Origin of the sequence: Kitasatospora sp. NBC_00070 (genome assembly GCF_045041205.1) — a bacterium.
Taxonomy (GTDB): domain Bacteria; phylum Actinomycetota; class Actinomycetes; order Streptomycetales; family Streptomycetaceae; genus Kitasatospora.
Genome location: NZ_CP108247.1, coordinates 7,478,223 through 7,502,206 on the forward strand (window position 1 = coordinate 7,478,223; position 23,984 = coordinate 7,502,206).

Annotated in this window: 22 protein-coding genes and 1 pseudogene; 8 read left to right on the top strand and 15 right to left on the bottom strand. The window is 73.2% G+C overall.

What is annotated here, in order from left to right; genetic code table 11:
* Positions 1-317: 317 nt before the first annotated feature.
* From OHV05_RS33955 to OHV05_RS33965, 3 genes are all read left to right on the top strand, one after another.
* Positions 318-464, top strand: coding sequence for a hypothetical protein (locus tag OHV05_RS33955; protein WP_405021150.1), 147 nt, complete (start codon positions 318-320; stop codon positions 462-464).
* Between the two features lie 203 nt (positions 465-667).
* Positions 668-1,429, top strand: coding sequence for a maleylpyruvate isomerase family mycothiol-dependent enzyme (locus OHV05_RS33960; RefSeq protein WP_405021151.1), 762 nt, complete (start codon positions 668-670; stop codon positions 1,427-1,429).
* Positions 1,430-1,731: 302 nt separating this feature from the next.
* Complete coding sequence (locus tag OHV05_RS33965; RefSeq protein WP_405021152.1) at positions 1,732-2,343, top strand: SMI1/KNR4 family protein; 612 nt, start codon at positions 1,732-1,734, stop codon at positions 2,341-2,343.
* Positions 2,344-2,581: 238 nt separating this feature from the next.
* Here OHV05_RS33965 and OHV05_RS33970 read toward each other — a convergent pair.
* The 3 genes and pseudogenes from OHV05_RS33970 to OHV05_RS33980 form a co-directional block, all read right to left on the bottom strand.
* Positions 2,582-3,584: pseudogene (locus OHV05_RS33970) on the bottom strand (IS5 family transposase).
* Positions 3,585-3,933: 349 nt separating this feature from the next.
* Complete coding sequence (locus OHV05_RS33975; protein WP_405021153.1) at positions 3,934-4,578, bottom strand: NADPH-dependent F420 reductase; 645 nt, start codon at positions 4,576-4,578, stop codon at positions 3,934-3,936.
* Between the two features lie 45 nt (positions 4,579-4,623).
* The gene (locus tag OHV05_RS33980) at positions 4,624-5,439 is read right to left on the bottom strand and encodes an inositol monophosphatase family protein (RefSeq protein WP_405021154.1); all 816 of its coding nucleotides are present in this window, start codon (positions 5,437-5,439) and stop codon (positions 4,624-4,626) included.
* A gap of 115 nt (positions 5,440-5,554) precedes the next feature.
* Between OHV05_RS33980 and OHV05_RS33985 the strand changes: the two genes are divergently transcribed.
* Positions 5,555-6,481 (top strand): LysR substrate-binding domain-containing protein, encoded by a 927-nt coding sequence (locus OHV05_RS33985; protein WP_405021155.1) that lies wholly within the window; start codon positions 5,555-5,557, stop codon positions 6,479-6,481.
* A 44-nt stretch (positions 6,482-6,525) separates the two neighbouring features.
* Here the strand turns inward: OHV05_RS33985 and OHV05_RS33990 are convergent, their stop codons facing one another.
* From OHV05_RS33990 to OHV05_RS34005, 4 genes are all read right to left on the bottom strand, one after another.
* A complete protein-coding gene (locus OHV05_RS33990) occupies positions 6,526-6,918 on the bottom strand; it encodes a hypothetical protein (RefSeq protein WP_405021156.1) in 393 nt (130 codons plus the stop codon).
* A 93-nt stretch (positions 6,919-7,011) separates the two neighbouring features.
* Positions 7,012-7,632, bottom strand: coding sequence for an L-threonylcarbamoyladenylate synthase (locus OHV05_RS33995; RefSeq protein ID WP_405021157.1), 621 nt, complete (start codon positions 7,630-7,632; stop codon positions 7,012-7,014).
* An 82-nt stretch (positions 7,633-7,714) separates the two neighbouring features.
* Positions 7,715-8,032 carry a hypothetical protein gene (locus OHV05_RS34000; RefSeq protein ID WP_405021158.1) on the bottom strand — a complete coding sequence of 106 codons (318 nt, stop codon included), beginning with the start codon at positions 8,030-8,032 and terminating at the stop codon, positions 7,715-7,717.
* Positions 8,033-8,594: 562 nt separating this feature from the next.
* Positions 8,595-9,068 (bottom strand): DIP1984 family protein, encoded by a 474-nt coding sequence (locus tag OHV05_RS34005; protein ID WP_405021159.1) that lies wholly within the window; start codon positions 9,066-9,068, stop codon positions 8,595-8,597.
* A 143-nt stretch (positions 9,069-9,211) separates the two neighbouring features.
* Here OHV05_RS34005 and OHV05_RS34010 point away from each other — a divergent pair, with 143 nt between their 5' ends.
* Together OHV05_RS34010 and OHV05_RS34015 are read left to right on the top strand one after the other, a co-directional pair.
* The gene (locus OHV05_RS34010) at positions 9,212-9,445 is read left to right on the top strand and encodes a hypothetical protein (RefSeq protein WP_405021160.1); all 234 of its coding nucleotides are present in this window, start codon (positions 9,212-9,214) and stop codon (positions 9,443-9,445) included.
* A 285-nt stretch (positions 9,446-9,730) separates the two neighbouring features.
* Positions 9,731-10,102 (top strand): hypothetical protein, encoded by a 372-nt coding sequence (locus OHV05_RS34015; RefSeq protein WP_405021161.1) that lies wholly within the window; start codon positions 9,731-9,733, stop codon positions 10,100-10,102.
* Between the two features lie 111 nt (positions 10,103-10,213).
* Here the strand turns inward: OHV05_RS34015 and OHV05_RS34020 are convergent, their stop codons facing one another.
* On the bottom strand, positions 10,214-10,654 hold the full coding sequence (locus OHV05_RS34020) for a VOC family protein (protein WP_405021162.1): 441 nt from the start codon (positions 10,652-10,654) through the stop codon (positions 10,214-10,216).
* A gap of 309 nt (positions 10,655-10,963) precedes the next feature.
* Between OHV05_RS34020 and OHV05_RS34025 the strand changes: the two genes are divergently transcribed.
* Positions 10,964-11,167: a hypothetical protein gene (locus OHV05_RS34025; protein WP_405021163.1), complete on the top strand. Its 204-nt coding sequence runs from the start codon at positions 10,964-10,966 to the stop codon at positions 11,165-11,167.
* Positions 11,168-11,181: 14 nt separating this feature from the next.
* Here the strand turns inward: OHV05_RS34025 and OHV05_RS34030 are convergent, their stop codons facing one another.
* From OHV05_RS34030 to OHV05_RS34055, 6 genes are all read right to left on the bottom strand, one after another.
* Positions 11,182-12,675, bottom strand: a complete 1,494-nt coding sequence (locus OHV05_RS34030; protein WP_405021164.1) for an FAD-binding oxidoreductase — start codon at positions 12,673-12,675, stop codon at positions 11,182-11,184.
* A 175-nt stretch (positions 12,676-12,850) separates the two neighbouring features.
* On the bottom strand, positions 12,851-14,098 hold the full coding sequence (locus OHV05_RS34035; protein ID WP_405021165.1) for an MFS transporter: 1,248 nt from the start codon (positions 14,096-14,098) through the stop codon (positions 12,851-12,853).
* Between the two features lie 101 nt (positions 14,099-14,199).
* Complete coding sequence (locus OHV05_RS34040; protein ID WP_405021166.1) at positions 14,200-15,192, bottom strand: TauD/TfdA family dioxygenase; 993 nt, start codon at positions 15,190-15,192, stop codon at positions 14,200-14,202.
* Positions 15,193-15,195: 3 nt separating this feature from the next.
* A complete protein-coding gene (locus tag OHV05_RS34045; protein WP_405021167.1) occupies positions 15,196-16,602 on the bottom strand; it encodes a hypothetical protein in 1,407 nt (468 codons plus the stop codon).
* On the bottom strand, positions 16,599-18,134 hold the full coding sequence (locus OHV05_RS34050) for an FAD-dependent oxidoreductase (protein ID WP_405021168.1): 1,536 nt from the start codon (positions 18,132-18,134) through the stop codon (positions 16,599-16,601). The genes OHV05_RS34045 and OHV05_RS34050 overlap by 4 nt, the downstream gene beginning before the upstream one ends.
* Positions 18,131-19,876, bottom strand: a complete 1,746-nt coding sequence (locus OHV05_RS34055; RefSeq protein WP_405021169.1) for a glycoside hydrolase family 36 protein — start codon at positions 19,874-19,876, stop codon at positions 18,131-18,133. Before OHV05_RS34055 ends, OHV05_RS34050 begins: the two co-directional genes overlap by 4 nt.
* A 190-nt stretch (positions 19,877-20,066) precedes the next feature.
* Between OHV05_RS34055 and OHV05_RS34060 the strand changes: the two genes are divergently transcribed.
* Positions 20,067-21,077 carry an aldo/keto reductase gene (locus OHV05_RS34060; RefSeq protein WP_405021170.1) on the top strand — a complete coding sequence of 337 codons (1,011 nt, stop codon included), beginning with the start codon at positions 20,067-20,069 and terminating at the stop codon, positions 21,075-21,077.
* A gap of 82 nt (positions 21,078-21,159) precedes the next feature.
* Here the strand turns inward: OHV05_RS34060 and OHV05_RS34065 are convergent, their stop codons facing one another.
* Entirely contained in the window at positions 21,160-23,874 is a 2,715-nt protein-coding gene (locus tag OHV05_RS34065) for a M4 family metallopeptidase (protein WP_405021171.1), read from the bottom strand.
* Positions 23,875-23,984 lie beyond the last annotated feature (110 nt).

The window sequence follows — 23,984 nt, forward strand, 5'->3', positions numbered from 1 at the left end:
TCGGGCCGGTTCGGTTCGCCGGGCCGGCGACCGGTCATGGCTACCTCGATCAGGTCCGTTCCAGCCCGGGCGCGGCTTCGCGCGGGCAGCCTCTGGAGAGGGTGACACCATGCCGGTCACGGTCACGCCCGTCCGCCCTTCGACGCCCTCGGCTGAGCTCCACCGTCGTCGTCCCGCCGGCCACCCTCGCCCTCGTCGGTGCCGCGCCTGCGCCCGCCCTCGCTCATGGCGGACCGTCATCGAGCGGGGAGCACCAGCTGTGGCGGGGACTGGCCGAGCTCGTCGGGGCGCAGGACGGGCCGCCCGGCGCGATCACCGTGCTACACGCAGCTCGCGGTGGGCACCCCCGGCGCAGCCTCTCGTTCTCCATCACGAAGCAGCTGGGCGACCCCGCCACCCCTCAGCTGGTCACCCAACTCCGCGCCGGGCAGGAGGACTTCGTCCGCAAGCTGCTGGCGGAGTAGTCCCGTACAGGGGTTCCTGCCGGCTCCACCTCCTGGACCTCCTCGGCATCGAAGCCGCCCGAACCCGCCGGCTACGGACCTGATTCAGCGACCCGTGAAGTGCGGGGTCGGCAGCCAGGCCGCGCACATGGCAGCGCAGGCGCCGCACTTGGGCGTTCGATAATCACGGCATTCAGGCGAACGCGTGTGCTGAACTGGCCGGCATGGATGTTCCCCGTCTCCTCGAATGCCTCGCGGCCGACTTCGCCAGGCTGCGCGCGGTCGCCTCGACCGACCTGGCGGCCACCGTGCCGACCTGCCCCGACTGGACCGTGGCGGACCTGGCCCGGCATGTTGGCCAGGCCTACCTGCAGAAGACGGTCACCATGCGCGAAGGTGCCGAACCCGATCCCTGGCCGCCGGCCGGGCTCGCCGACGAGGAACCCCTCGCCCTGCTCGACCGCACCTACGCCGACCTGCTCGCCGAGTTCGCCGCACACGAACCGGAGGACCCGGCCGACACCTGGTACGCCCCGGACCGGTCAGTCCGCTTCTTGATCCGGCGGATGGCACAGGAGACGGTGATCCACCGCATCGACGCCGAACTCGCCACCGGGCGGCCGATCGCGCCCATCCCGGCCGACCTCGCTGTCGACGGCATCGACGAACTGCTCAAGGTCTACGTTTCCTTCAGCGTCCGCACCTGGGGTGACTCCTTCACCGAAATCCTCGCGGATTCGCCCGGGCGGACGTACGCCGTACGCACGGACGACGCGTCCTGGCACGTGCGAACCGGCCCCGGCCGGTTCACGGTCGAGGACGGCGCCGACGAGAAGGCCGACGTGACGATCAGCGGCGCACCCGCCGACGTGCTGCGCTGGGTATGGAACCGCACCGTCGCAGGCGAGCCGAGTGGCGTCACGGTCGACGGCGCCACCGAGGCGGTCGAGGAACTTCGCCGCTGCATCGCCGTCGTCACGCGGTAGCCGTCGACTCAGGCAGCCGGCCGGCCCGGGGTGGTGCCGGCAAGATGGCCGGGCTCCACCACGTCGCCCCCACCGCCCGCATGATCATGTGTCACCCCTCTTGGCCCGCCCGGTCATCGTGGTGATCAGCATGCCGTCGAGGGAGGAGGTGGCGGTCATCGCAGCGGAGTACGGGGCCCGCGCGGTGTGGTCAGGGCCCGCTCGGGGGGCGACGGCTTCCGGAGTCGGGCTTCCCGAGACTGTCGTCCCCGCGTGCCGCACGGCGTCGGCTGTTGACACCCCGGTGGTGCAGACTGCCCGTCATGGCAACTGTTGATCACGACGTTCTGACCTCGTGGAGCCGCCGTGCCGGCACCTGGCTCACTGCACACACCCGAGGCGTCCCGGCGAGGCGGGCGTCGGATACCGCGCGTCTGGACGCGTTCGAGGCGGACCTCGGCCGGTCGCTGCCGGCCGACCTGCGGGCGTGGTGGCTGCTGCCCGAGGTCAACGCGGGCTACTGGATTCCGGGCGAGTTCGCTCCGGTCCCACTGGACGAGGCCCTGGAGACCCACGAGATCTGGCTCCTGGTCGCCGAGGAGGAAGGTGACTCGTTCGACGAGAACGGCCGGCCCGAGCCCCGCTACCTGCGGGACTTCATGCCGATCGCGTTGAACCCCGGCGGCGACGGACTGATCGTCGACCTGCGCCCCGGTGACACCCACGGCGCGGTGCTCATCTGGGACCACGAGACCTGGATCCTGGACGTTCCCCAGTGGGCCTCGGTCACCTCGATGCTCCAGGACATCACCCATGCGCTGGAGACCGGGACGCCCGCACTGCTGCCCCACGCAGCCCTCGGCGGCTCCCAGGAGCCGTGCACCGCCACCGTCGACGCCGCACTCGACCTCACTTGGCAGCCCACCACCGCGTGACCCGCCGGGCAGACGGTCTGCCGATCCGTCAGGGGCTCCGGTGCGAGGGGAACGCTGTCAGCACCGGCCCGTTGCCGTGGGCCGTTGGGTGGCCGTGAGCCGGGATCCCGCGACGGTGCGGATGCGTCGGGTGTGGCCGTTGTCGGCCAGGACGGCGAGCGCGGCCGTGGCCGGGGACGTTTCGGCGGTGCGGATGACGAGGGCGGCCGCGTCCGCTAGGGAGCGTATTTGGTTGTGATCAAGTGGAGCTTCGCGTGAGGTCCTTGATCCAGATAATCGAGGCGCGGAGGTGGAGGCCGGCGAGGTAGCTGCCCGGAGTCTTGTCGTAGCGGGTGGCGATGCCGCGCCACGCCTTCATCCTGTTGATCGCGCGCTCGACGGTGTTCCGCTCCTTGTAGAGGTCGGCGTCGTGGCTGACGGGGCGGCCGCCTCCGGAGCCCTTCTTCTTCCGGTTGGCGGCCTGGTCCTTCTTCTCCGGGATGACCGCCTTGATTCGGCGTTTACGCAGGTGGGCGCGGTTTCCGCGGGACGAGTAGGCCTTGTCCCCGGCGACCGCGTCCGGCCGGGTGCGGGGACGGCCGACGGGCCCGCGCACCCGCACCCTCTTCAGAACGGGGATGAACTGCGGGCTGTCCCCGGCCTGTCCGGCGGTCAGGACAAGTGCAAGCGGACGGCATCCGCGGTCCGCGGCGAGATGAATTTTGCTGGTGAGTCCGCCCCGGGACCTGCCGAGCAGGGCGGCCTTCAGTCGGAGTCCGTGCCGACGCCGGATGCGTCTTCGCTCCTCTCGCGCGGGATCGCTTTCGGCCTCCTGCCCGCTTTGTTCTTCGAGGCCGCCCCCTTGACCTAGCCTTCTCCTCCTCGGCGGCGGCTTTCTCCAGGGCGGTGACGACGTCCCCGTCGAGGTGCATGCCGGCCGCGTCGTGGTGGGCCCGGGCGGTGGTGGAGTCGATGCTGACCAGGGACAGATCTACCTCACCGCGCTTCGCGGCTTCCGCGATCGTGCCCTCCAGCAGGGCCTCGAAGACCCCGGCGTTGCGCCACTGCCGGAAGCGGTTGTGGACGGTCGACCAGGCGCCGAACTCCGTCGGCATCTCCCGCCACTGCCCGCCCGTCTTGAACCGCCAGATCACACCCTCGAACTGCTGCCGCAGCCGCTCGGGGTACGGGCCGTACTCGCCGATCGGCAGGTACGGCTCGATGAACTCCCACTCATCATCAGTCAGTTGAACTCGCGTCACGCAAGACGGTCTACCGGACCGGGCCGTGCCACGAAGGCACATCCCACAGATTGATCACGACTCGATACGCTCCCTAGGGCCACCTCGTCGAATGCCTTGCGGTAGCGGGCGAACCGCACGTGCTCGTCCGGGTCCCGGTCCGCGTCGTCGGCTGACGCTGGGTCAGGCAGTGTCACCGTCGCTCCTCACGGCCGGCTTGGGACGGAAGCCTGCCACAACGGCGGTACCCCGGGTACCTGTCGAAGTCCGGTGGCCGCGTCGCCCGGGGCGTTCTGGCCGACGTACGAGGGTGGGATCGGCGCTCGGGACGGCGGCGTTACCGGTTCTGGTCCGGACCCGGGCGTGACGGTCAGCGGGTGAGGGAGACGGCGAAGGGCTTGAAGCCGTTTCGGCGCAGGACGTGGGGGACCAGGAGGATCATGGCCTCGGTGGCGCGGGCCGTGGTGATGTCGCCGAGGTCCTCGATCCATCCGGGTTGCCAGCCGAGGTCGCCGAGCAGGCCGGTGACGGTCTCCTTGGCGTTCCGGTCGTCGCCCGAGAGGAAGGCGGTCGGGGGAGTGGTGAGGATTTCGGGAGCGGTCATGACCATGAACAGCATGGTGTTGAGGGTCTTGACCACGCGGGTGTCGGGGAGGGCGGCCTGGAGTTGTTCGGCGAGGCTGCTGCCGGGGTAGCAGAGGTCACCTGGCAGGCCGTCACCGGCGTCGCGGGTGGCGTTGGAGACGTCGACGAGGAGCTTGCCGGAGAGCTCGGTGCGCAGGTCGGTCAGGCGCTCCAGGGAGTCGTGGCCGGGCGTCGCGTTGATCACGATGTCCGCGGTGCGGGCCGTGGTGCGCTGGTCGGCGAAGGCGATCTGCGGAGCGGTGCCGGTGGCAAGCGCTGCGGCCGCCTCCGGGTCGCGTACGCCGAGGGTGACGTGGTGTCCGGCGGCGGAGAGCTTGCCGGCGAGGTTGGCGCCGACGCGGCCGGCGCCCAGGATGCCGATGCTGGTCATGTGGTGATGCTCCTTGCGGTGGGGAGGAGAGCGGAGGGCGGCGGGTCAGGCGATCGGGGACAGGACGTCGAGGGCGGCGGTGTGGATGCCGGGGGCGGTGGCCAGGAAGTCGCGGCTGGCCGTGCTCCAGGGCGCGCCCGCCAGGTCGGTGACGGTGCCGCCGGCCTCGGCGACCAGCAGCGCGCCGGCGACCAGGCCGGAGCGGACGTCGGAGAACTGCCAGAAGGCGTCCGTGCGTCCGGCCGCGACGTGGATGAGCTGCATCGTGGCGGGCACGGACACCCGCACGACCAGGCCGTTGACGAGCATGGCGGTGACCGAGTCGCCGATCCGCCGGAAGGTGCGCTCGTCCTCGCCGGGCCTGGCCTGGCCGGTGCCGACGAGGGCGGCGCCGAGATCGGTCTTGGCGGACACCTTCAGCGGCCGGCCGTTGAGGTGGGCACCGCCGCCGGCGACCGCCGTGTAGGTGTCGCCGGTCAGCGGCAGGTGGACGACGGTGAGCACCGGCTGGTTGTCGCGGACCAGGGTGGCGGTGACGGCCCAGTCCTCCATGCCGTGCACGTGGTTGATGTTTCCCTCGGCCGGGTCGACGACCCACCATTCCCCCGCCGGGAGCGCACCCCCGGCCAACTCGTCCTCGGCCCACCGCGATCCCGGCCGGGCCCGCAGCAGTGGCTCCCGCAGCACGTCCAGGACCGCGGCGTCATTGGCGTGGATCTCGGCGACGATCTCCTCCAGGCTCACGCCCCGGGCGTGCGGGGTGTGGCGGTCGCGCAGGGTGAGCCCTGCGGTCCGCACCGCGGCGGTGACCTCGGACAGGAGCGTCGGGCCGGCGGCGAAAGGCACGGCTGTGCTGCTCATGGTGGGCTCCCTGGATTCGATGTGGGCGGAGGGTTCGTCTCGCGCCTGCTCTTCGAAGGTAGGCTCCCCGGTCATTAACGACAAGTGCATGCTGTTCACTTGTAGAGTTACTGCCATGCAACTGGATCTGAACCTGCTCATGGCCCTGGACGCACTGCTGGAGGAGGGCAGCGTGGCCGGCGCCGCCGCGCGTCTCCACGTCACCGCACCGGCGATGAGCCGTTCCCTGGGCCGCATCCGCAAGGTCACCGGTGACCAGATCCTGGTCCGCACCGGCCGCAGCATGGTCCCCACCACCCGCGCGCTCGCCATGCGCGCCCAGGTCCACGCCCTCGTCCAGCAGGCCCATCAGCTGCTGTCCGCGCAGCAGGAACTCGACCTGGCAGCCCTGGACCGGGTGTTCACCGTGCGCTGGCACGACGCCCTCACCGCCGCCTGCGGCACCGCCCTGATCACCGCCGTCCACCGCCAGGCACCCGGCGTACGGCTGCGACTGTCGGCCGAACCCGGTACGGACGACGCCGAGTTGCGTCGGGGTGAGGTCGACCTCGAATCGAGCTCCGGTACTCCGGCGCTCCCCGACATCCGGCACCGCCTGGTCGGCAGCGACCGGCTGGTCCTCGCGGTCCGACCGGGTCACCCGCTCACCGAAGGCCCGCTGGGCATCGAGCGGTACGCCGCCGCCGAGCACCTCACCATCTCGCGCCGTGGCAGCCTGCACGACCCGATCGACGACGCCCTGACGGCCCGTGGCCTCTCACGACGCGTCGTCGCGGCCGGGCCCACCGCCGCCTTCGCCCTGCAACTCGCCCGCGACACCGACCTGGTCGTCGCCGTCCCCGACGCGGTCACCCGTGCAGCGCGGGAACAACTCGGCCTGGCCACACTGCCGTTGCCACTTCCGCTGCCCGAGGTCCCGCTGTACCTGCTGTGGCACCAGCGGTACGACGACGACCGCGCCCACACCTGGCTGCGGGACCTGGCCACCGCAACCGTCCGGGCTCTCTTCGCACCGTCGGACGGGACGGACGGTGGCAGCTGATCCCTCGTGCACATCAGCTGTCCGTACGAGCGGGTGACTCCGCCCTACCAGAGGGTGGCCGGACCCGAGAGGACCCAGCCGGCGTCAACGGGCTTGACCCGGAAGTTCAGTGACACCTCGATGATCTGCGTGCGGTAGCTGATCTCGACGTAGAAGTTGGTGCCCGAGTGGCCCCAGTGGAAGTCCGCGAGTTCGAGTTCGGCGAGCCAGGACAGGTCCTGCGCCCACGCGTCGGCAGCAGGGCTGGAACTCGCCTCGTCCTCGTCGGTGTTCGCTTCGACCGAGCCGTCCCACAGCGACCTGAGCACGTGCCGGACCGGGGCGTGATCGACGAGCTGCTCGGCTTCGGGAATCCGCCCGGCCCGGAGCAGGTCGAAGTAGTGACGGACGACTGCTTCGACCTCGCTCTGGGCAGGGTGCTCCGTCCAGATCTTCATGGTGGGATCCTAGGACTTCGCTGACGCCCCCGGCCAAGCCTTTCCGCTCCCGGAGGGGGAGCGGGGTGACGGTACGTCAGCCGGGCGGTGTCGTCATTCGAAGGGGGTGGGGTCGCCGGCTCCGCGTCGGACGATCTCCGCTTCGCCGTCGGAGAAGTCGATGACCGTGGTCGGGGTGGTGCCGCAGTCGCCGGAGTCCATCACGGCGTCCACCACGTGGTCGAGCCGCTCCTTGATCTCCCAGCCCTGGGTCATCGGCTCGTCCTCGCCGGGGAGGAGCAGGGTGCTGGAGACGAGGGGTTCGCCGAGTTCGGCCAGCAGGGCCCGGGTGACGACGTGGTCGGGGATCCGGACCCCCACCGTCTTCTTCTTCGGGTGCATCAGCCGGCGCGGGACCTCCTTGGTGGCGGGGAGGATGAAGGTGTAGCTGCCCGGTGTCGCCGCCTTGACCGCGCGGAAGACCGCGTTGTCGATGTGGACGAACTGCCCCAGCTGGGCGAAGTTCTCGCACATCAGGGTGAAGTGGTGGCGGTCGTCGAGACGGCGGATCGACCGGATCCGTTCGAGGCCCTCGAGGTTGCCCATGCGGCAGCCGAGAGCGAAGCAGGAGTCGGTCGGGTACGCGATCAGGGCTCCGGAGCGGAGGCTGTCGGCCACGGTGCCGATGGTGCGGGCCTGGGGGGACTGCGGGTGCACGTCGAAGTACTTCGCCATTGGCCGACTCTACGGGATCCACCCGCCCCGTTCCGCGCGGCGCGGCGTGGGAGGTGGGGGCGACAGGGGTGACGGCCGCGCGCTACGGGACGAGGGGGCCGATGGCGACGGAGGTGGACCGGATCCGGCCGCTGCCGCAGTTGGCCGTGGCGGTGCCGTCGCCGAGGCGCAGGCCGCTGGTGACGTTGATGCCGGACTCACAGGTGGCGTGGACGGCCCAGGCGCGGCGCGGTTCGATGCCGGAGCAGACACCGATCCCGAAAGGGCCGGAAGGGTACGCAAAACACGAGCCGCCGCCCGGGCTGGGGACCGACGTGGGTCGGGCGTTGGCGGCGGGGGCGGCCAGGACGCCGGTGCCGAGGAGCAGAGCGGTCGTCAGGAGTGCTGCGGTGCGGCGCATCGGGGGTGGTCCCTTCGGAGGCGGCGGTGGCACGGGGCGCCCGCGGATCCGGGAGGCGGGCTGAGGTTCCCGGGTTGTGCAGGGCGGGTGAATCTTGCGGCGGCCTGTGATGGCTGTCAACGGGTGGTGACATGCACAGGCGAATACGCGCCACCCGGCCCGGTCATGGACGGGGGCGGTCACCACCGGAACGTCCAGTTCCTCACGGCACCTCAGGTCCGGCACGCCGGCCGGCGAGTTCCGAGCACGACCGACAGGGAGGATCAGGATCGCTTGTCCGACCTGGCTCTGGGTGTTGTGGATGCGAGGGCCGTGCTGGTGTGCACGGCCCTCGCATCCGGGTGTGGGGCGCCCCGTTCCCGCCCTCGTCGTCCGGATCTGCACGTGGTGATGAACTGTGCGGTGTGCACTGTCACTTGTACGCGGTGCTGAGCTGCACTGTGAGTGGGGAGTCGAACCCCTGCGTTGCTCTTCACGCACCAAGGGCCGGATAAACCGCCGGCCCGCGGTGTGTGCACGCCTCCGTGGCGACTACCTGCTTTCCCACACCCGGCTCGTGGGGTCAGCCCTCCAGCAGGTCGATCTCCCAGTTGGTGCGCTGGATCAGGGTGTCCACCTCGCGGATCTCCTTGGCCAGGACGTCCGCCCGGGCGCGGAGCTCGGCGACCGGCAGGGCCGAGAGGATCCTCAGCTCGGACCGCATCTGACGCACCGTCCCGCGCTGGTCGTGCCCGGAGGCGGCGTCGGCGGCCGAGGTGATCACCGAGTGGCGCATCCGCAGGACGTCCCGGCGGGCGAGGGCGTCGGTGAGGGTGCCGCCGCCCTCGATGCGTGCGGTGGAGTTGGTGAGGTTGATCTGACGGATCAACCGTTCCAGCTCGTCCAGCACCTTGCCCGCCTCGGCCAGGACCTCCGCCGCGTTCTCGGCCGGTTCCTCGCCCTCCTGGTAGCGGGCGCTGCCGACGACGCGCGCCCGCAGCTGCTCGACCCGCCGTACCGCAGCCGTGCGCTGCGCGAGCGCTTCAGCCAGTTTCACCGCGTCATCACCTCAACGTCCTGCTGATCATCCGGTAAGTATGCACGTCAGGGCCCGATGGTGCGGATCGCAGGGCTGCGGCGGATGCGGAAAGAGTCCGCGCTGCCGGTGTAGGCGGGACCGGGTGGGGCAACCATGCTTGCATGGGGGCCGAAGGGTGGTTCATTTTCGGGATGTTCATGTTCTTCGGTGCGTTCCCGATCGGGGTGGTCCTGATCGACTTCTGCCTGCACGCCACCGGCTGGTGGAACGCGGTACTGCGCACCGTCGGGGCGCTCGCGGTGGTGGGTCTGATGGCCGCCCTGTTCTACGGGATAGCCAGGGGAGCCGAGAGCTGCGACGACACCGTGAAGGACTGCAGCATCAGCACGCCCTGACCGGGGCGGTGGTCCGGACGGTCGGTCGCCGGGTGCGCGTACCGACTGCGGCGATTGAGCGCTGGGTGGCCTGGCGTCGGCGTGGGATCAGGGCGCGGCCGACTACGATGATCGGCATCGGCAGGGCAGAGTGTGCGGGAGTGTGGCGCGAGCGGTTACCGCGGGCGCTGACGACGTCCGGGCGTATGTGCGCCCGGCTACCTGGATCACCGCCCGCTGTTCACCAAGCGCCGCACGCGCCGGCTCGGCCCGGAGCGCGGACGGCACCCCGAAGGAGACCCCGTAGTGCCCTGGAAGTCCCAGCTCACCTGGACCGGCCACACCGCCGGCAACGCCACGACCGTCCACGAGGGCCGGACCTGGCACCTGTCGAAGCACCTCAGCCCGCCGGACGACCAGGGCCGCTACAGCCCCTACGAGCGCTGGTACCTCCACGCCGACGACGGCCAGGGCCGGCCCCAGGCCGAGCTCGCCAGCCCCACCCTGGGCCGCAACCGCGTCAACGCCCAACGCCTGGCCGAACTGATCATCACCGGCTGGGAGAACAGCCAGCAGCTGCGCCCCGGCGACGGCGTCCAGCTGTGGCGGCGTACGGGTGGCGAGGGCGACGGCGCCCTGGTCCCGCTGGACGAGCTCCTCGCCGGACGGCATCGCTGACGGCGACCTTCGGGTTCTGCACCGAGGTTGATGGAAGCCTCTCGCTCATTGGCCGAGGCGCTGCGCTGATCCTGCCGGTCGGGCCTCCGTTCGCGCGGATGCCCGACCGGCTCAGTGGAGTTGCTCGGCCAGGCCGACGATGATGCCCTCCGGGCCGCGGACGTAGCAGAGCAGGTAGCTGTCCTCGAAGCGGGCGATCTCGCCGAGGAGTTCGGCGCCGTGGGGGCGTAGGCGGGTGACGGTGTCCTGGAGGTCGTCGACGGCGAACATGACGCGGTGGGTGCCCAGGATGTTGTGCGGGCGGTTGCGGGGGTCGGTGCCGGTCGCTGCCGGGCTGCGGTACCTCGCGAGCTCGAGTCGGCTGTGGCCGTCGGGGGTGCGGATCATCGCGATCTCGCAGTGGACGCCGTCGAGTCCGGTGCACTGGTCGGCGAAGAGGCCCTTGACCTCGCCCCTGCCCTCCAGTTCCATTCCGAGTTCCACGAAGAACGCGATGGCGGCATCCATGTCCTCGACGACGATGCCGACGTTGTCCATCCGCTGAATCGCCATGCTGGTCTCTCCCTCTGTCTGGTGCGGCCGGGGCCGGCCGCCGCTGCTGTCCCTGGGACGGAGCCGGTGGCACGTTCTCGACATCCTCCGCCGAGCAACCTGCGGGGCAGGGGCAGCGGTGAACTGCGGTGGAACCGTGTGCGACCTTCTGGCGAACCCGGGTCGGTCGGTGGGGTACCGGTCGGTACGCTCCCGCGAATGAGGACTCTGCTGAAGGTAGTTGCCGTGATCGCCCTGGGTCTGAGCCTTTTCGGGGGGTGTGCCTGGTCGAACCACAGCAGGGGTGTCCCGGAGTGTGACGGGAAGGCCATGGAGCCGGGGGACAGCTGCCGGACCGTCGGGCGGGGAGGCGGGTCGACCCGGACGTACGAGGAGACGAAGCGGAGCCTGGCGGATTCGGTCCCGGTGGACCGGGCCCTGGTGTTCGGCGGTGCCGCGGTCTTCGTGGTGACGGTGGTGGCGGTCCGGGCCACCCGGCGGCGGGAGGACCGGGAGGTGCGGGAGGCGGCCTGAGAGGTGAGGCACCGTCAGGCGCGGGCCACGGACCGGGGGAACGTGAACACCTGGTCGGGGTCGTACTGCCGGGTCACCGACTTCAGGCGGGCCAGGTTGTCGCCGTAGTAGGCGGTGCCCCAGTCGGGGAGGGTGGCGTCGATGTAGTTGACGTAGGCGCCGGTGGCGCCGAGTGCCCCGAGACCGTCGCGGATGGCGTCGACGGCGGCGGTGGCGGCCTGTTGTCCGGCCGGGGTGGCGCCGGCGTAGATCTGGGCGGAGGCGAGCGCGGAGCGGTGCGGGAAGGCGGTCGCGTCGGGGGCGAGCCGGGAGACCGCGCCGCCGAGGGAGTCGAGCAGGAGGTCGATCCCGGGGTGACCGGTCATCAGCCGGGTCACCTGCTGGGCGTCCAGCGGGGTGGTCAGGATGCGGGAGGCGGCGACGAACCCCTCCCGGGGCAGGCGGCCGCCTTCGGAGACGGGGTGGCACTGGGCGATGGTGTCGTTGGCGCAGCCGGCCATGTACTTCATGGCGTCGAGGTAGCTCTTGCTCTGGGTGGTGCGGGAGGCGGGCTGCGTCCCGGCGGCGGTGACCAGCCGGTCGAGCAGTGGGTCCAGGTCGCCGGGGCCGCCGACGTAGCAGCCGCCGACCCGGGCGGTGGGCCGATCGGCGCCGGAGACCACGCAGTTGGTCCAGAGTTCCGACGGGGCGTCGGCGATCCACTCCTGCCAGGCGCCGATCACCGAGGTGGCCGCCTCGGCGGGGAAGCGCAGGGCGAAGACGGTCAGGTCGGGCGCCGGTTCGGTGCTGAAGGTGAACTCGGTGACGACGCCGAAGTTGCCGCCGCCCCCGCCGCGCAGCGCCCAGTAGAGGTCCGGCTCGCAGGACGGGGAGGCGGTGACCAGCCGGGAGTCGGCGGTGACCACCCGGGCCGAGACCAGCCGGTCGCAGGTGAGTCCGTACCGGCGGCTGAGCACGCCGATCCCGCCGCCGAGGGTGAGGCCGCCGATGCCGACCGTCGGGCAGGAGCCGGCGGGCAGCAGCCGTCCGGCGGCGGCCAGGGCGGCGTAGACCTCGATCAGCCGGGCGCCGGCGCCGACCCGTACCGTGCCGTCTGGCCGGACCCGGACCCGGGCCATCGGGCGGAGGTCCATCACGAGCCCGTCGTTCGGCACGCTGTAGCCGAGGTAGCTGTGGCCGCCGCTGCGGGCGGCGATCGGTACGCCGTGGCCCCGGGCGGCGTCCAGGCAGCTGCGTACGTCGTCCGGGGAGGTGCAACGGGCGACCGCCGCCGGGAGTTGGGCGTCGTTGAGTTCGTTGTAGCCGAGCCGGGCCACGGCGTAGCCCTGGTCCTGCGGCAGCAGCAGCCGGCCGTCGAGCCGGGCCTTCAGGGCCGACCAGTCCGGTGGGGTGGTCGTGTCGCGGGGTGCCCGGGGCCGGATCGGTCCGGTCGCGTAGGCCCGGCCGGCGCCCGTCAGGGCCATCGTGCCGCCGATGCCCAGGGCGGTCAGGAACCCTCGTCGGTCCATCGTCCTGCACTCCTTCCGGTCCGGGAATGCGGTCAATTCGCCAGGTCACGCTAACCGTCGGGCCATCGGCGGACACGGTGACGCGCCGTCAACTCCGCAACCGCCGCCCCCGATCCACCGCATGGCCCCGCAGAGCAGCCGAGCAGCCGAGCAGCCGAGCACCGGCGGACCGGGGTCAGGCCGCTCCGACGGTGGCCGCCGGTCGGCTGCGGGCCGGTGTCCGGAGGGCGGGCAGCGAGAGGGCCACCGCCAGTGGCACGGCCACGGCGATCAGCCCGAAGGCGGCGGACGAGCCCTGGGCGGCCGCCACGTAGCCGCCGACGGTGAGGCCGACGGCATGGCCGGCGGTGTTCGCCACCGAGCCCCAGCCCTGGAGCTGCATCCAGGCCCCCGGGGGGCTGATCAGGTCGAGGATCTGGAAGCCGAGCGCGGCCAGCGGGGCCACGCAGAGCCCGGCGAGGGCGAAGGCCAGGCCGACCGGCGCGGGTCCTGACACCACGGCGACGGAGGCCAGGCCGGCGCCCAGGCCGAGTGCGAGCAGGACGAAGCGGACGGAGACTCCGCCCCGCCAGCGGAGCGCGCCGTGGACCAGGCCGCCGATCACGCTGCCGACGCCCATGATCGTCAGGTAGGTCCCCACCGAGGCGAGGGTGGCACCCTCCTCGGTGGCCCGCTGGGTGAGGGCGACCTCGATCAGGCCGAACGGCGCGGCGAGCAGGGCCATGCCCAGGACGAAGCTGCCGGCCGTGAACAGGCCGGGGGCCGCCGGTGCAGGCTGGTCGGTGGACTCCGGGCCGGGGCCGACGGGTGCGTCGTCGGCCGTACCGGTGAGGGCGGGCAGGCCGGCCGCCCGGAGGAACTGGACGGTGCCGACGGCGGTCAGCAGTGCGGCGGCCACCAGGACGGGCCGGACGCCCACGGCGGTGACGGCCCAGGCGGCCAGTGCGGGCCCGCCCAGGTAGACGACCTCCAGCAGGACGGAGTCCAGCGCGAACGCGGTGCCGAGCTCCTCCGGCGGCAGGGACCGTTTGGTCACCAGCCGGGTGCAGGAGGACAGCGCGGGCACCGACGCCCCCTGGACGAAGGCCAGGGCGACGACCACCCAGTCCCGGCGGTCACCGGTGACCGCCGGGGCGAGTGCGGCCAGGGCGAGGACCTGGCCGGCCGCGAAGCCGGCCACCACCCGGGGCAGCGGGAACGCGTCGAGCAGCCGGCCCTGGACCGGCGCGCCCGCCGCCATCCCGACCACGGCGGCGGAGCTGACCCAGCCGGCGAACTCGAGGGAGCCGGTGCTGATCCTGGTGCCGAGGAACAGCGAGAGGGTCACGGCGCCGAGCGGGATCCGGGCGACGAACGACCAGAGCAGGATCCGGCGCAGCCGGCCGTACCTGGCCAGCAGCCGGAGCTGGGCCGGCGCGCTCATCGGGGGCCCGCCACGACGGTGCGGCCGGTGGAAGGGGGAAGGGGAAGGGCGGCGGGAATGGTGGAACTCCTCGTGGTGGTCGGCTCGGGGTGGTCAGCGGCTCAGAACGGGTTGAGCACGCGGGCGCGGGCCGAGGGCAGGGCGGTGTCCGGGGGCGACAGTTCGCGCAGCACGGTGGCCTTCCGCAGCCAGCGGTCGGTGCCGTCGTACCGGGCCCGGAACGGCCGCCGGCCGTGCACCGCCCGGTGGTTGTTGATCAGGAGCACGTCGCCGACCGGGACTTCGACGGGCACCAGGCGGTCGGCGAGCTGGGCGCAGAGTCCGTCGAAGGCGCGCCGGGCCGCCGGATCGGCCTCGGGTGCCCGGGTGAAGGCCGGGTCCACCCGGAGGGCGGGGGAGTCGCGGCGGCCGTGCAGGACGGCGCTGAGCCGGGGCTGCGGCCGGTCGGCGGCCGGGAGGCCGCGCAGGTGCTCGGGGTCCGGGCTGATCAGGAAGCGGGGCTCGAACAGGACGTCCAGGTCGAGCGCGGCGAGGTCGAGCGATCCGGTGGTCGCCAGGGTGGTCGGCACCCGGTCGACGTTGCGCAGGGTCAGCAGCGCCAGCAGGTCGCAGCGCCGGTCGTGGAAGGCGTCCTCGACGTGGAACGCCAGCTCGGTCGCGCTGCCGTGGCCGGTCTGCTCCTCCTCCTCGCCCTTGATCGGGAGGACGTCGCCCAGCAGTCGGGAGCCCTGCAGCGTGCTCCAGCAGACCGGCTCGCCGAGCTGGGAGGCCAGCAGGGTCAGCCAGAAGTCCTGGTACCGGGTCGCGCCGGGGACGCGGTCCTGCCAGTGGCCGGGGGTGGGGGGCACGCCGTCGCCGACCGGTCCGCCCCGGACCACCAGCGCGGCGGTGTCGTCCGACTCCCGCATCTGGAAGAGACGTTCGTGCAGGGCCAACGGGAGGGCGGCGCCGAGGCCGGGGGCGTCGTGGAGGAAGGCCGGGGCGTCGGCGCGGTCGTAGCGGCGCACCAGGCTGTCGAGCAGTGACCGCAGGCCGGGCCGGTCGGCCGGGTCGACGGTCGTCTCCACGATGTCGGGGGGCAGGGTCGGAGCCATCGTTCACACCTCCGGGTGCAGGGCCGCCGCCAGCTGCGACAGCAGGGTGGTCCAGGGCAGGTCGGGGAAGCGCTCGGCGACGATCTCCTGATTGCGGGTCAGGGCGTCGAGGGTGTCCCGGTCGCCGTCGCGGGTGCGGGCGATCCAGTCGGCGAAGGCGGCGCCGGCCTCCGGGTAGGCGCCGGGCAGGACCCGGACCTGGCGGAACCCCGGGCCGTAGACCTCGTCGAGGACGCCGTACCCGGTGCTCGCGCAGGGCACCCGGACCAGCGCCGCGAGCGCGGGGCCGAGGCCGACGCTCTCGACGTCGGGGCGGTTCGGGGTGAAGAAGACGCCGCCGTGCGAGGCCGCGCAGAGGGCCAGCAGGTCGGCCTCGTCCAGGTGCCACCGGCCGTGCCGGTCCCGGTGGCTGGCGAGCGGCACGCCGTCGAGGAACCGGACGTCCGCCGCGACGTCGAACTCGTCGACCGCCGCCAGGACTTCGGCGGCGTACTCCGGATCCTCGCCGAGCGAGCCGAAGACCAGCAGCACCGGATCGGGCTCGCCCCGTCGTCGGGTCTCGGCCCGGACGGCGGCGAGCAGTTCGACGGACAGCTCGACGCCCTTGACCCGGAAGACCCGGACCGGGCAGAGCACGACCGGACGCTCCGGGCCGATCCCGAACCGGGCCAGGAACTCCCGGTGACGGTCCGTCGGTTCGGGTCTGACCACGGGCAGCACGTTCGGCACGGTGGTCGGCCGCAGTGCGGTCGGGTAGCCGTCGGCCTCGGTGGCGAGCCCCGGCGAGACCACCGCCCAGCGGTGGGACGGGTGGCCGCCCGGCAGCGGCGTGAACGCGTTCGGCCGCACCGGGTAGACCCGGGTGGTGCCCTCGTGGACGGCGTAGCTGCCGAACAGGTCGTGGTCCCAGAACAGGATGCCGCCGGGCCGGCCGGCCGCCCAGTACCGGGCCGCCGCGCGGTGCAGGGCGAGGGTGACCGGCACGGCGTCGGACAGGGTCATGTTGACGGCGACCACCCAGTCGACCCGGTGGTCCGTCAGCAGCCGGGTGAAGTGCTCCTCGTACGGGCCGGCCAGCAGCTCGATCCGGGCGTCGAGCTCCCGGCTCTCGTCCGGGGAGAGGGTCTCGCCGATCGCCACCCGGTCACGGATCCAGGTCAGTTCCTTGGCGAGCCGGGCGCTGTCGGCGACCGGGCGCGCGGTCGTGACGTCCAGCCAGTCGGGGTGGCCGGCCGGGTCGATGCCCTCGGGGTAGAAGGCGGGCTTGTCCGGACGCCAGGAGAAGCCGAGATCGGCGGGGACGGGCAGGGTGAGCTCGTGCTGCTGCCGAGCCAGGGCGACGACGTTGCGGAACACGGTGAGCAGGCCGCTCACCGGCAGTCCGTCGCCGGATATCAGGGCGAGCCTCATGGGCGGACCTCTCGTGCCCCGGCGGCCGGGGCGGTGGGTGCGGGCGGGCCGAGCGGGAGCAGCGCCGCGAGGCGGCGGGCCAGTGCCAGCACGGTCAGGGACGGGTTGGCGGCGCCGCTGCGCGGGAACGAGGCCGGGCCGGCCACGTACAGCCCCCGGGTGCCGCGCAGCGCGTGGCCGTCGTCGAGCCACCGGCTCAGCGGCAGCGTGCCCGCCTCGTGGTACTCGGTGCCCAGCGGCCGGGTCCAGGTGACCGGCACCGCGTCGGCGGGTGCCTCGTCGACCCCGGGCAGGACGTCCTCCAGGATGCGTTCGGCGCTCTCGAAGTCGGGGAACTCCAGCGGCGTCGCGGTCCGGCCGCTGGCCAGGCAGAACTGCTCCCAGAACTCCCGGAGCGCGGTGCGCTGCGCCGCGACCACCTCGGTGTCCCGGGGCCCGAGGCCGCAGCTCACGGCGGTGGTCCACGGGGCCTGCGGATCGGCGTCGGGGCTGAACCGCAACACGCCCTCGGCGCCGGGCAGTTGTTCACCCATCAGCCAGGTGTCGAGGACCACGGCCCCGGTGCGGTTGCGGTAGAGCCGGACGAACAGGTTGGAGCGGGCGGCCGGAGGCCCGGGGGCGTACAGGAAGGCGCCGGCGTCGGCGGCCGCGGCGATCCCGGCGGGGATCCCGTCCGGTGGCAGTGCCACCACGAAGCCCTGCGCCAGGTGGTCGACCAGGCCGTCGAAGGGTTCCCGCCGCCCGAGGCTCTGGGCGACGATCCGGGTGGACTCGACGGTGCCGGCCGCGAGCACGACGGTGCGGCAGCTCACCGTCCGGACGGCGCCGGCCGGCCCGGAGCGGACGGTCACCCCGGTGACCTGACCCTCGGTCAGTCGGACGGTCAGCACCCGGGTGTCGGTGGCGAACCGGGTCCGCCGGGAGTCCAGGCCCTGCTCCCAGTGGGTCAGCGGGCTGTACGCCTCCCAGCGGTGGTCGTCGGGGCCGGGGACGGCGCGGACGGCCTGGGGTGCACGGACCAGCCGGACCGATCCGAGGCCGAGGGTGTCCGGCCCGGCGGCCGGCGCGGGGCCGTCGGCCGCCGCCCAGTCCCGCAGGTCGGTCCCGACCCGGGTGAGCAGCGAAGGCCCGTCCTGCCAGGACCGGGTGAGGTCGCGCACCACGGCGGCCGGCCACCAGGGCTCCCGCAGCGCCCAGTTCTCGACCGGCAGGGTGACGCCGTGCCAGTACAGCGAGCGTCCGCCCAGCCGGCGCCGCAGGCCCGCGACCCCGAGGTAGTGCGGTGCGGAGTGCGAGCTCCACGGCCGCCAGAAGTGCGGGTCGCCGTCCGGGGCGAGCCACATCCGCAGCGCGGTGTCGGCGTCGTGCGCCGCGTTGACGTGGGTCAGGTCGTCCGCCGGGCCGGCCTCCAGGACCAGGACGTCGGGGGCCCCGCGCAGGTCCAGCTCCTTGGCGACCTCCAGGCCGGCCATCCCGCCGCCGACGATCACGACGTCGGCGTGCTCGGGATGCTCGGGGTGTCGGTCGGTCACGCCGTCACCTCGTCCAGCACGGCGAGGCCAGACGGCGGGACGGCGAGGGCGGTGAGGCCGCTGCCGAGCCTGACGGGCCCGCTCGCCACCAGGTCGCCGCAGGCGTCGAACGTCCGGTGCCGGAAGTCCCGTCCGGGGCCGGTGAGTTCGATCACCACCCGGTCGGCGGTGCCGCCGTTCACCACCGTGGTGCGGGCGGCGCGGGGCAGGCCGACCACCCGGTCCTCGTGGACGATGACCACGCACTCGTCGTCCCGGACGGCGGTGATCAGCTGGTAGAGGCCGTCCGGGCGCCCCGGTTCCAGGGCGCCGCCGGTCAGGGTGGGCTGCAGGCGCCGCCACTGGCCGAGCCAGAAGGTGAGCATCCGCCGGTGCTCGGCCGACAGGTCCGCCAGCCGGGCCGAGAGCTGCGGGACGGCGTGCAGGACGGCGATGAGCTGCCGGGCCGCGATCTGCGGGGTGCTCAGCGGATCCCACATCAGCATGTCGGAGTGGACGGCGCCGCCGACGCCGAGCAGCGAGATGTCGATGGTCCGCACCCGGTTGTCGACGGCGTCCGCCGGGCAGTCGTCGGCCCGGAAGAGGTTGCCGTACGGCGCCATCGCGGGGCCGGCGTACGGCTGGCGCAGCTCGATCAGGACGCCCGGGCGGACCGCCTCCAGCGCGGTGCGCAGCTCGTCGAGCAGCAGGCCCATGGCGGCCCCCACGTCGGCGGTGTCGGCGCCGGGCGTGGGCGGCGTCCCGGCGTAGACCATGACGTCGTTCAGGAAGTCGAACTTCAGCCCGTCGAGCCCGTAGTCGGTCACCAGCCGGACGCCGGTGCGCACGACGTGGTCGCGGACCGCGGGCAGCCGCGGGTCCAGGACGTGCGCGCCGGGGGCCGGGGCGGCCAGCGGTGCGGAGCCGGCCAGCGTGCCGAAGGCCGCCGAGCGGGGGCCGAGGAGCAGCGGGGCCACCCAGAGCAGGTACTTGAGGCCGAGGGCCTGGACGGCGGCGACGTGCGCGCGGAGGTCGGGGAACTTGGCGGTGTCGGGGAGCCAGTCCCCGACACCGGCGTAGCCGCGGCCCGATCCGTGCTCCTGCCAGCCGTCGTCGAGCAGCAGCACCCCGCACCCCAGCTCGGCGGCGAGCGCCGCCTCGGCCTCGACCGGTGCGGCGGCGACGTGCTGGCTGAAGGCGTACCAGGTCGAGTAGGCCGGACCGTCGCCGCCGGGCGGCAGCGGGGGCAGGGTGACGTCCCGCCGGATGCGCTCGCGCAGGCGGCGCATCGCGGTGGCCACGGTGGGTGCGGTCCGGGCCAGCAGCAGCCGGTACGGGCGGGCCCCGGGGTCGACGTGCAGGTGGACGACGTAGGTCTTGTGCTCCTCGGAGACGCCGAACAGCATCCGGCCGCCCGGGAGGTGATCCAGCGTCACGAAGGTCAGCCGGGTCTGTCCGGCGGCGCCGTAGAGGCAGCCGGCGATGGTCCCGTCCACCAGCGAGGCGGTGGCCCGCCCGCCCCAGTCGGCGACGATCGTGCGCTCCCAGTGGCACTCGGGGTGCCAGAAGCCGGCCGCGTCCCCGAGAGGTACGGAGAGCCGGATCTCCAGCTCGCCGTCGCCCCGGAGGGTGAGCAGGGAGACCTCGTCGGACTCGTGCGTCAGCTCCCAGCGAGCGCCGTCCCCCAGCACCGCGATGCCGATCTCGTCCAGCAGGGGTCGAACTTCGGCGGGGGCGAGCTCCGCCGTCGTCACGCTGAGCATCCTGGCTCCTCCTCGGCACGGGTGCGGGCCCGTCGGATCGGGCCGCGCCGCGTCAGGCTATCCACGTCATCAGGTGACTTGCCATCAGATTAGGAAAAGTTTCATTGCCGATCTGCTTGCAGCGATGGAAGTCTGACGCATGATTTGCAGAAGAGTCCTGCAAGGGCGCATCGAGGCACAGGGGGAGCCCATGGGAACCGCACGGGCCGCCGGACTTATCCGGCTGGGCAGCAGGACCGACGTGGAAGTGACCGAACTCGGCCTGGGGCTCGCCCCGATCGGCGGCCTGTACCGAGCGGTCGGCGACCGGTCGGCCACCGCCACCGTGGACCGGGCCTGGGAGCACGGCATCCGGTTCTTCGACACCGCGCCGCTCTACGGCTACGGGCTCTCCGAGCAGCGGGCCGGGCGCGCCCTCGCCGGACGGCCACGGGCCGGGTTCACCCTCTCGACCAAGGTCGGCCTGGTGCTGGAGCCCGGCGGCCCGGACACCCAGGAGGGCTGGCCGGAGGGTGAACTCACCGGCGTCGCACCACGGTTCGACTTCTCCTACCGGGGCACCCACCAGGCTCTGGAACAGAGTCTGGCCCGGCTCGGCACCGACCACGTCGAGCTCCTGCACATCCACGACGCCGACCGGCACTACCAGCAGGCGATGGCCGGCAGCTACCGGGCGTTGGCCGAACTCCGGGCGGCCGGCGTGGTGCGGGCCATCAGCGTCGGGCTCACCCAGGCCCCGCTGCTCGCCCGCTTCGCCGAGGCGGCGACCGACCCGCCGTTCGACTGCGTGCTGGTCGGCGGCCGGTACACGCTGCTCGACCAGTCGGCGCTCGACGAGCTGCTCCCGCTCTGCGTGGACCGGCGGATCACGGTGATCGCCGGCGGGGTGTACAACTCCGGGGTGCTCGCCGCCCCGGTGGCCGGCTCGCACTTCCACTACGAGCCGGCCACCGACGCCGTGCTGGCCAGGGCGCGGGCCGTCGAGGCGGTCTGCGGCCGGTACGGCGTCCCGCTGCGGACCGCCGCCCTGCAGTTCCCGCTCGGACACCCCGCCGTGCGGTCCGTCCTGGTCGGGGCGCGCTCGCCCGAGCAGGTCGACGACAGCGTCGCGATGTTCGAGCTGCCCGTCCCCGGAGCGCTCTGGGCCGACCTCAAGGGCGCGGGCCTGCTGCCGGAGCACGCCCCGACGCCGCAGCACTGAGGGCCACCGCCGGGGTCCGGCGGTGGCCCTGCGAGGTGCGTGACGCCCGGTCAGTCGGCCGGGAGGCCGGGGCCGGGGCCGGTCAGCAGCGGCCGGCCGGGTGGTCGCGGACCACCAGGTCGGTGCGGCCGAGGGTGCCGTCCAGCCAGAGCACCCGGGTGCCCCGGTCGGCGGCGGGTTCGTACTGGCCGCCCCGGTTGCAGGAGACCCGGACGGGGGTGCCACCGGTGATCGGCAGCTGCCAGAGCTTGGGGAGGGCCGCGTTGGTCCAGCCGCCGGCCGGCTCGCCGCTCTCGGTCCGGAAGGTGACGGCCTGGTCGGAGGCGGTCAGGCCGACGAGCCCCGGGGTGTACGGGGAGTCGGCGGGGAGCAGGTCGGTCACGCCCGAGCCGTCCAGGGCGCCGGAGCGGATCGCGTTGCGCGGGTTCGGTCCCGCCGTGGTCTCCACCCAGAGCAGGCGTCCGCCCGCGAGCAGGGTGGCGCCGACCGTGCCGGCCGACTCGTACCTGGCGGTGGTCCGGCCGGTGGTGAGCGAGTGGACGGCTGCCGCGGAGCGCTGCCGGTCACCGGCGGTCCACTGCTCGCTCCAGCCGAGCAGGCCGTCCTTGAGGGTGAGGTTGCGGGCCTGGTGGCCGTCGGGCAGCGGCAGTTCGACCGGCGCGGCGCCGTCGTGGGAGACCCGGACGGTGCTGCGGCCGGTCCGGTAGTCGTCCACCAGGAAGGCGATGTCGCCGCCGGAGATCCGGACCTCGCCGAGCTGTTCGGTCCGGGAGGCGAGCAGGCTGCGGATCGGTCCGCCCGCCAGCGAGCGGGTCAGCACCTCCATGCCGAACTTGCCTTCGGCGTCGGGGCCGACGGCCAGCCAGGCGGCGGACCGTCCGTCGGTGGCGGCCCAGCTGTGCCGGCGGCCGTCCGCCGGGCTCAGCCGGGTGGGCGCGGCGGAGCCGGTGGTGGAGCCGGTGGTGGAGCCGGTGTAGAGGACGGGGTCGCCGCCGCCGACCGAGTTGCCCATCACCCAGCGGCCGCCCGCGACGGCCGGGGCGGCCATCGAGGTGGGGATGCCGCGCACCAGCGCGTGGCTGTCCGTGCCGAGCCTGGACTCCCAGCCCGCCCGGATCCCGTGCGCGTCGAACGCGGCTGCCACCGTGCGGAGTTGGGCCCGGTCGAGGTTCATCGAGCGGCCGGCCGCGAGCACCGCGTTGCGGCCGTCGACGAAGTCGTCCAGCGGGGTGAGGTACTCGGCGAGCGCGCGGTAGACCAGCCGGTCGGCGGTGAGCGGGTCGAGGGTGCGCCGCAGGTCCCAGAGCGCGCCGGAGAAGATGGTGGAGTTGAGGTGCACCCCGCCCGCGTCGAGGCTGGAGTCGGTGCCCAGGTAGTCGTCCACGGTGGTGCGGCGGTCGTCCAGCCGACGCCCCGCGCAGCTCTCCGGGGTGCCGGTGCGGCACAGGCTCTCACCGAGCAGCGCGGCCTTCGGGTCGGTCATCGACATCTGGTGGGCCGTCACCTCGACGGCATTGCCGAAGTAGTCGGCCAGCCCCTCGTTCATCGCCCCGCTCTGGCCGAAGTTGACCAGCCCGGCGGTGTGGTCGATGACGCCGTGGGTCATCTCGTGCCCGGCGATGTCCAGCGCGACCGCGAACGAGTGGTACAGCGGGCCGCCACCTCCGTACGTCATCATCGTGCCGTCCCAGGACGCGTTCATGATGGGCGCGCCGTCGTTGGTCATGTTGACCAGCGAGACGATCGGGGCCCCCTTGCCGTCCAGCCCCTCCCGGCCCAGCCGGTCGCGGTAGAAGTCGTACACGGTGCCCGCGTTGCGGTGCGCGTCGGTGGCGCCACTGGTGCCGGTGGCGGCCGGGAAGTCGGCGGTGGGTGAGGCGGCCGGGCGGAGGTCGGCGGGCAGGCCGCCGATGAAGTCCAGCAGGTCGCGGCCGGCGCCGTCGTAGGTGGTGATGGTGGCGGGCCTGGTCCGGTCGACCAGCTGGTGGCTGCCGTCGGGCAGCCGGGTGGTGTGCACCGGCACCCGGCGGCCGTAGGAGTCGGGGGCGGTGCCGGTGGCGGGTTCGGGCGCCGAGGCGGCCGACGCCGACGCCGCGCCGGTGCCGGGCGGGTACGGGGTGCGGGCGTCGTGGGCGAGGGCGATCCCGCCGACGGTGGCGTCCACGTACACCTCGCGGGTGGTCGGCTGCCCGCCGGAGCGGTCGCCGCCGCGCACGGTGAAGTGCCGGGTCAGCCGCCCGGCGCCGCCGGGCAGCAGCACCGCGCCCCGGTCCTCGGCGGTGGCGCCGGACCGGGCGCGCGGGTCGGTGAGCGCGCCGAGCGCGAAGCCGCGCAGCGCCGCGTCCGGGACGGCGGCGGTGGTCGGCGCGGTGAGCCCGGTGAAGTACTTGCCGCCGGCCGACTCGACCCGCTGATCGGCGCCGGTGCCGGTGAGGTGGACCAGGTACTGCGCGCCGAGCACCGGCACCCCGCCGTGGTTCTGCTGGAACCTGACGGTCTGTCGCCCGTCGGCCGCCCGCTCGGTGCCGACCTCGGTGAGCTGCCCGGGGTCGATCCGGTACCGGTCCCGGTGCTCGGCCAGATGCGCCAGGGCAGCTGCGGCCGCGGTCCCCTCGGCCCGCTCGGCCAGGCCGGTGACCAGCTGCGGGGCGGCGGTGTCCCGACCGGCCACCAGACCCGGCACCGGGTCGGGGTCGGCGGTCGGTGCGGCGAACGCGGGCGGTGCGGCCAGGGTCAGGCTCAGCGCGGCGGTCACGGCGAGGCCGAGCGCCCTGGGGGAGCGGGACGGGTGCGGCACGGAGGTCCTCCACGGAAGTCGGATCGATGACGGTGCGTCAGCTCGATGCTTCATCGCGGAAGTCGGGAATATCCAGACGTTTGACGGGAGATGCAGAGAATTCGGGCGTT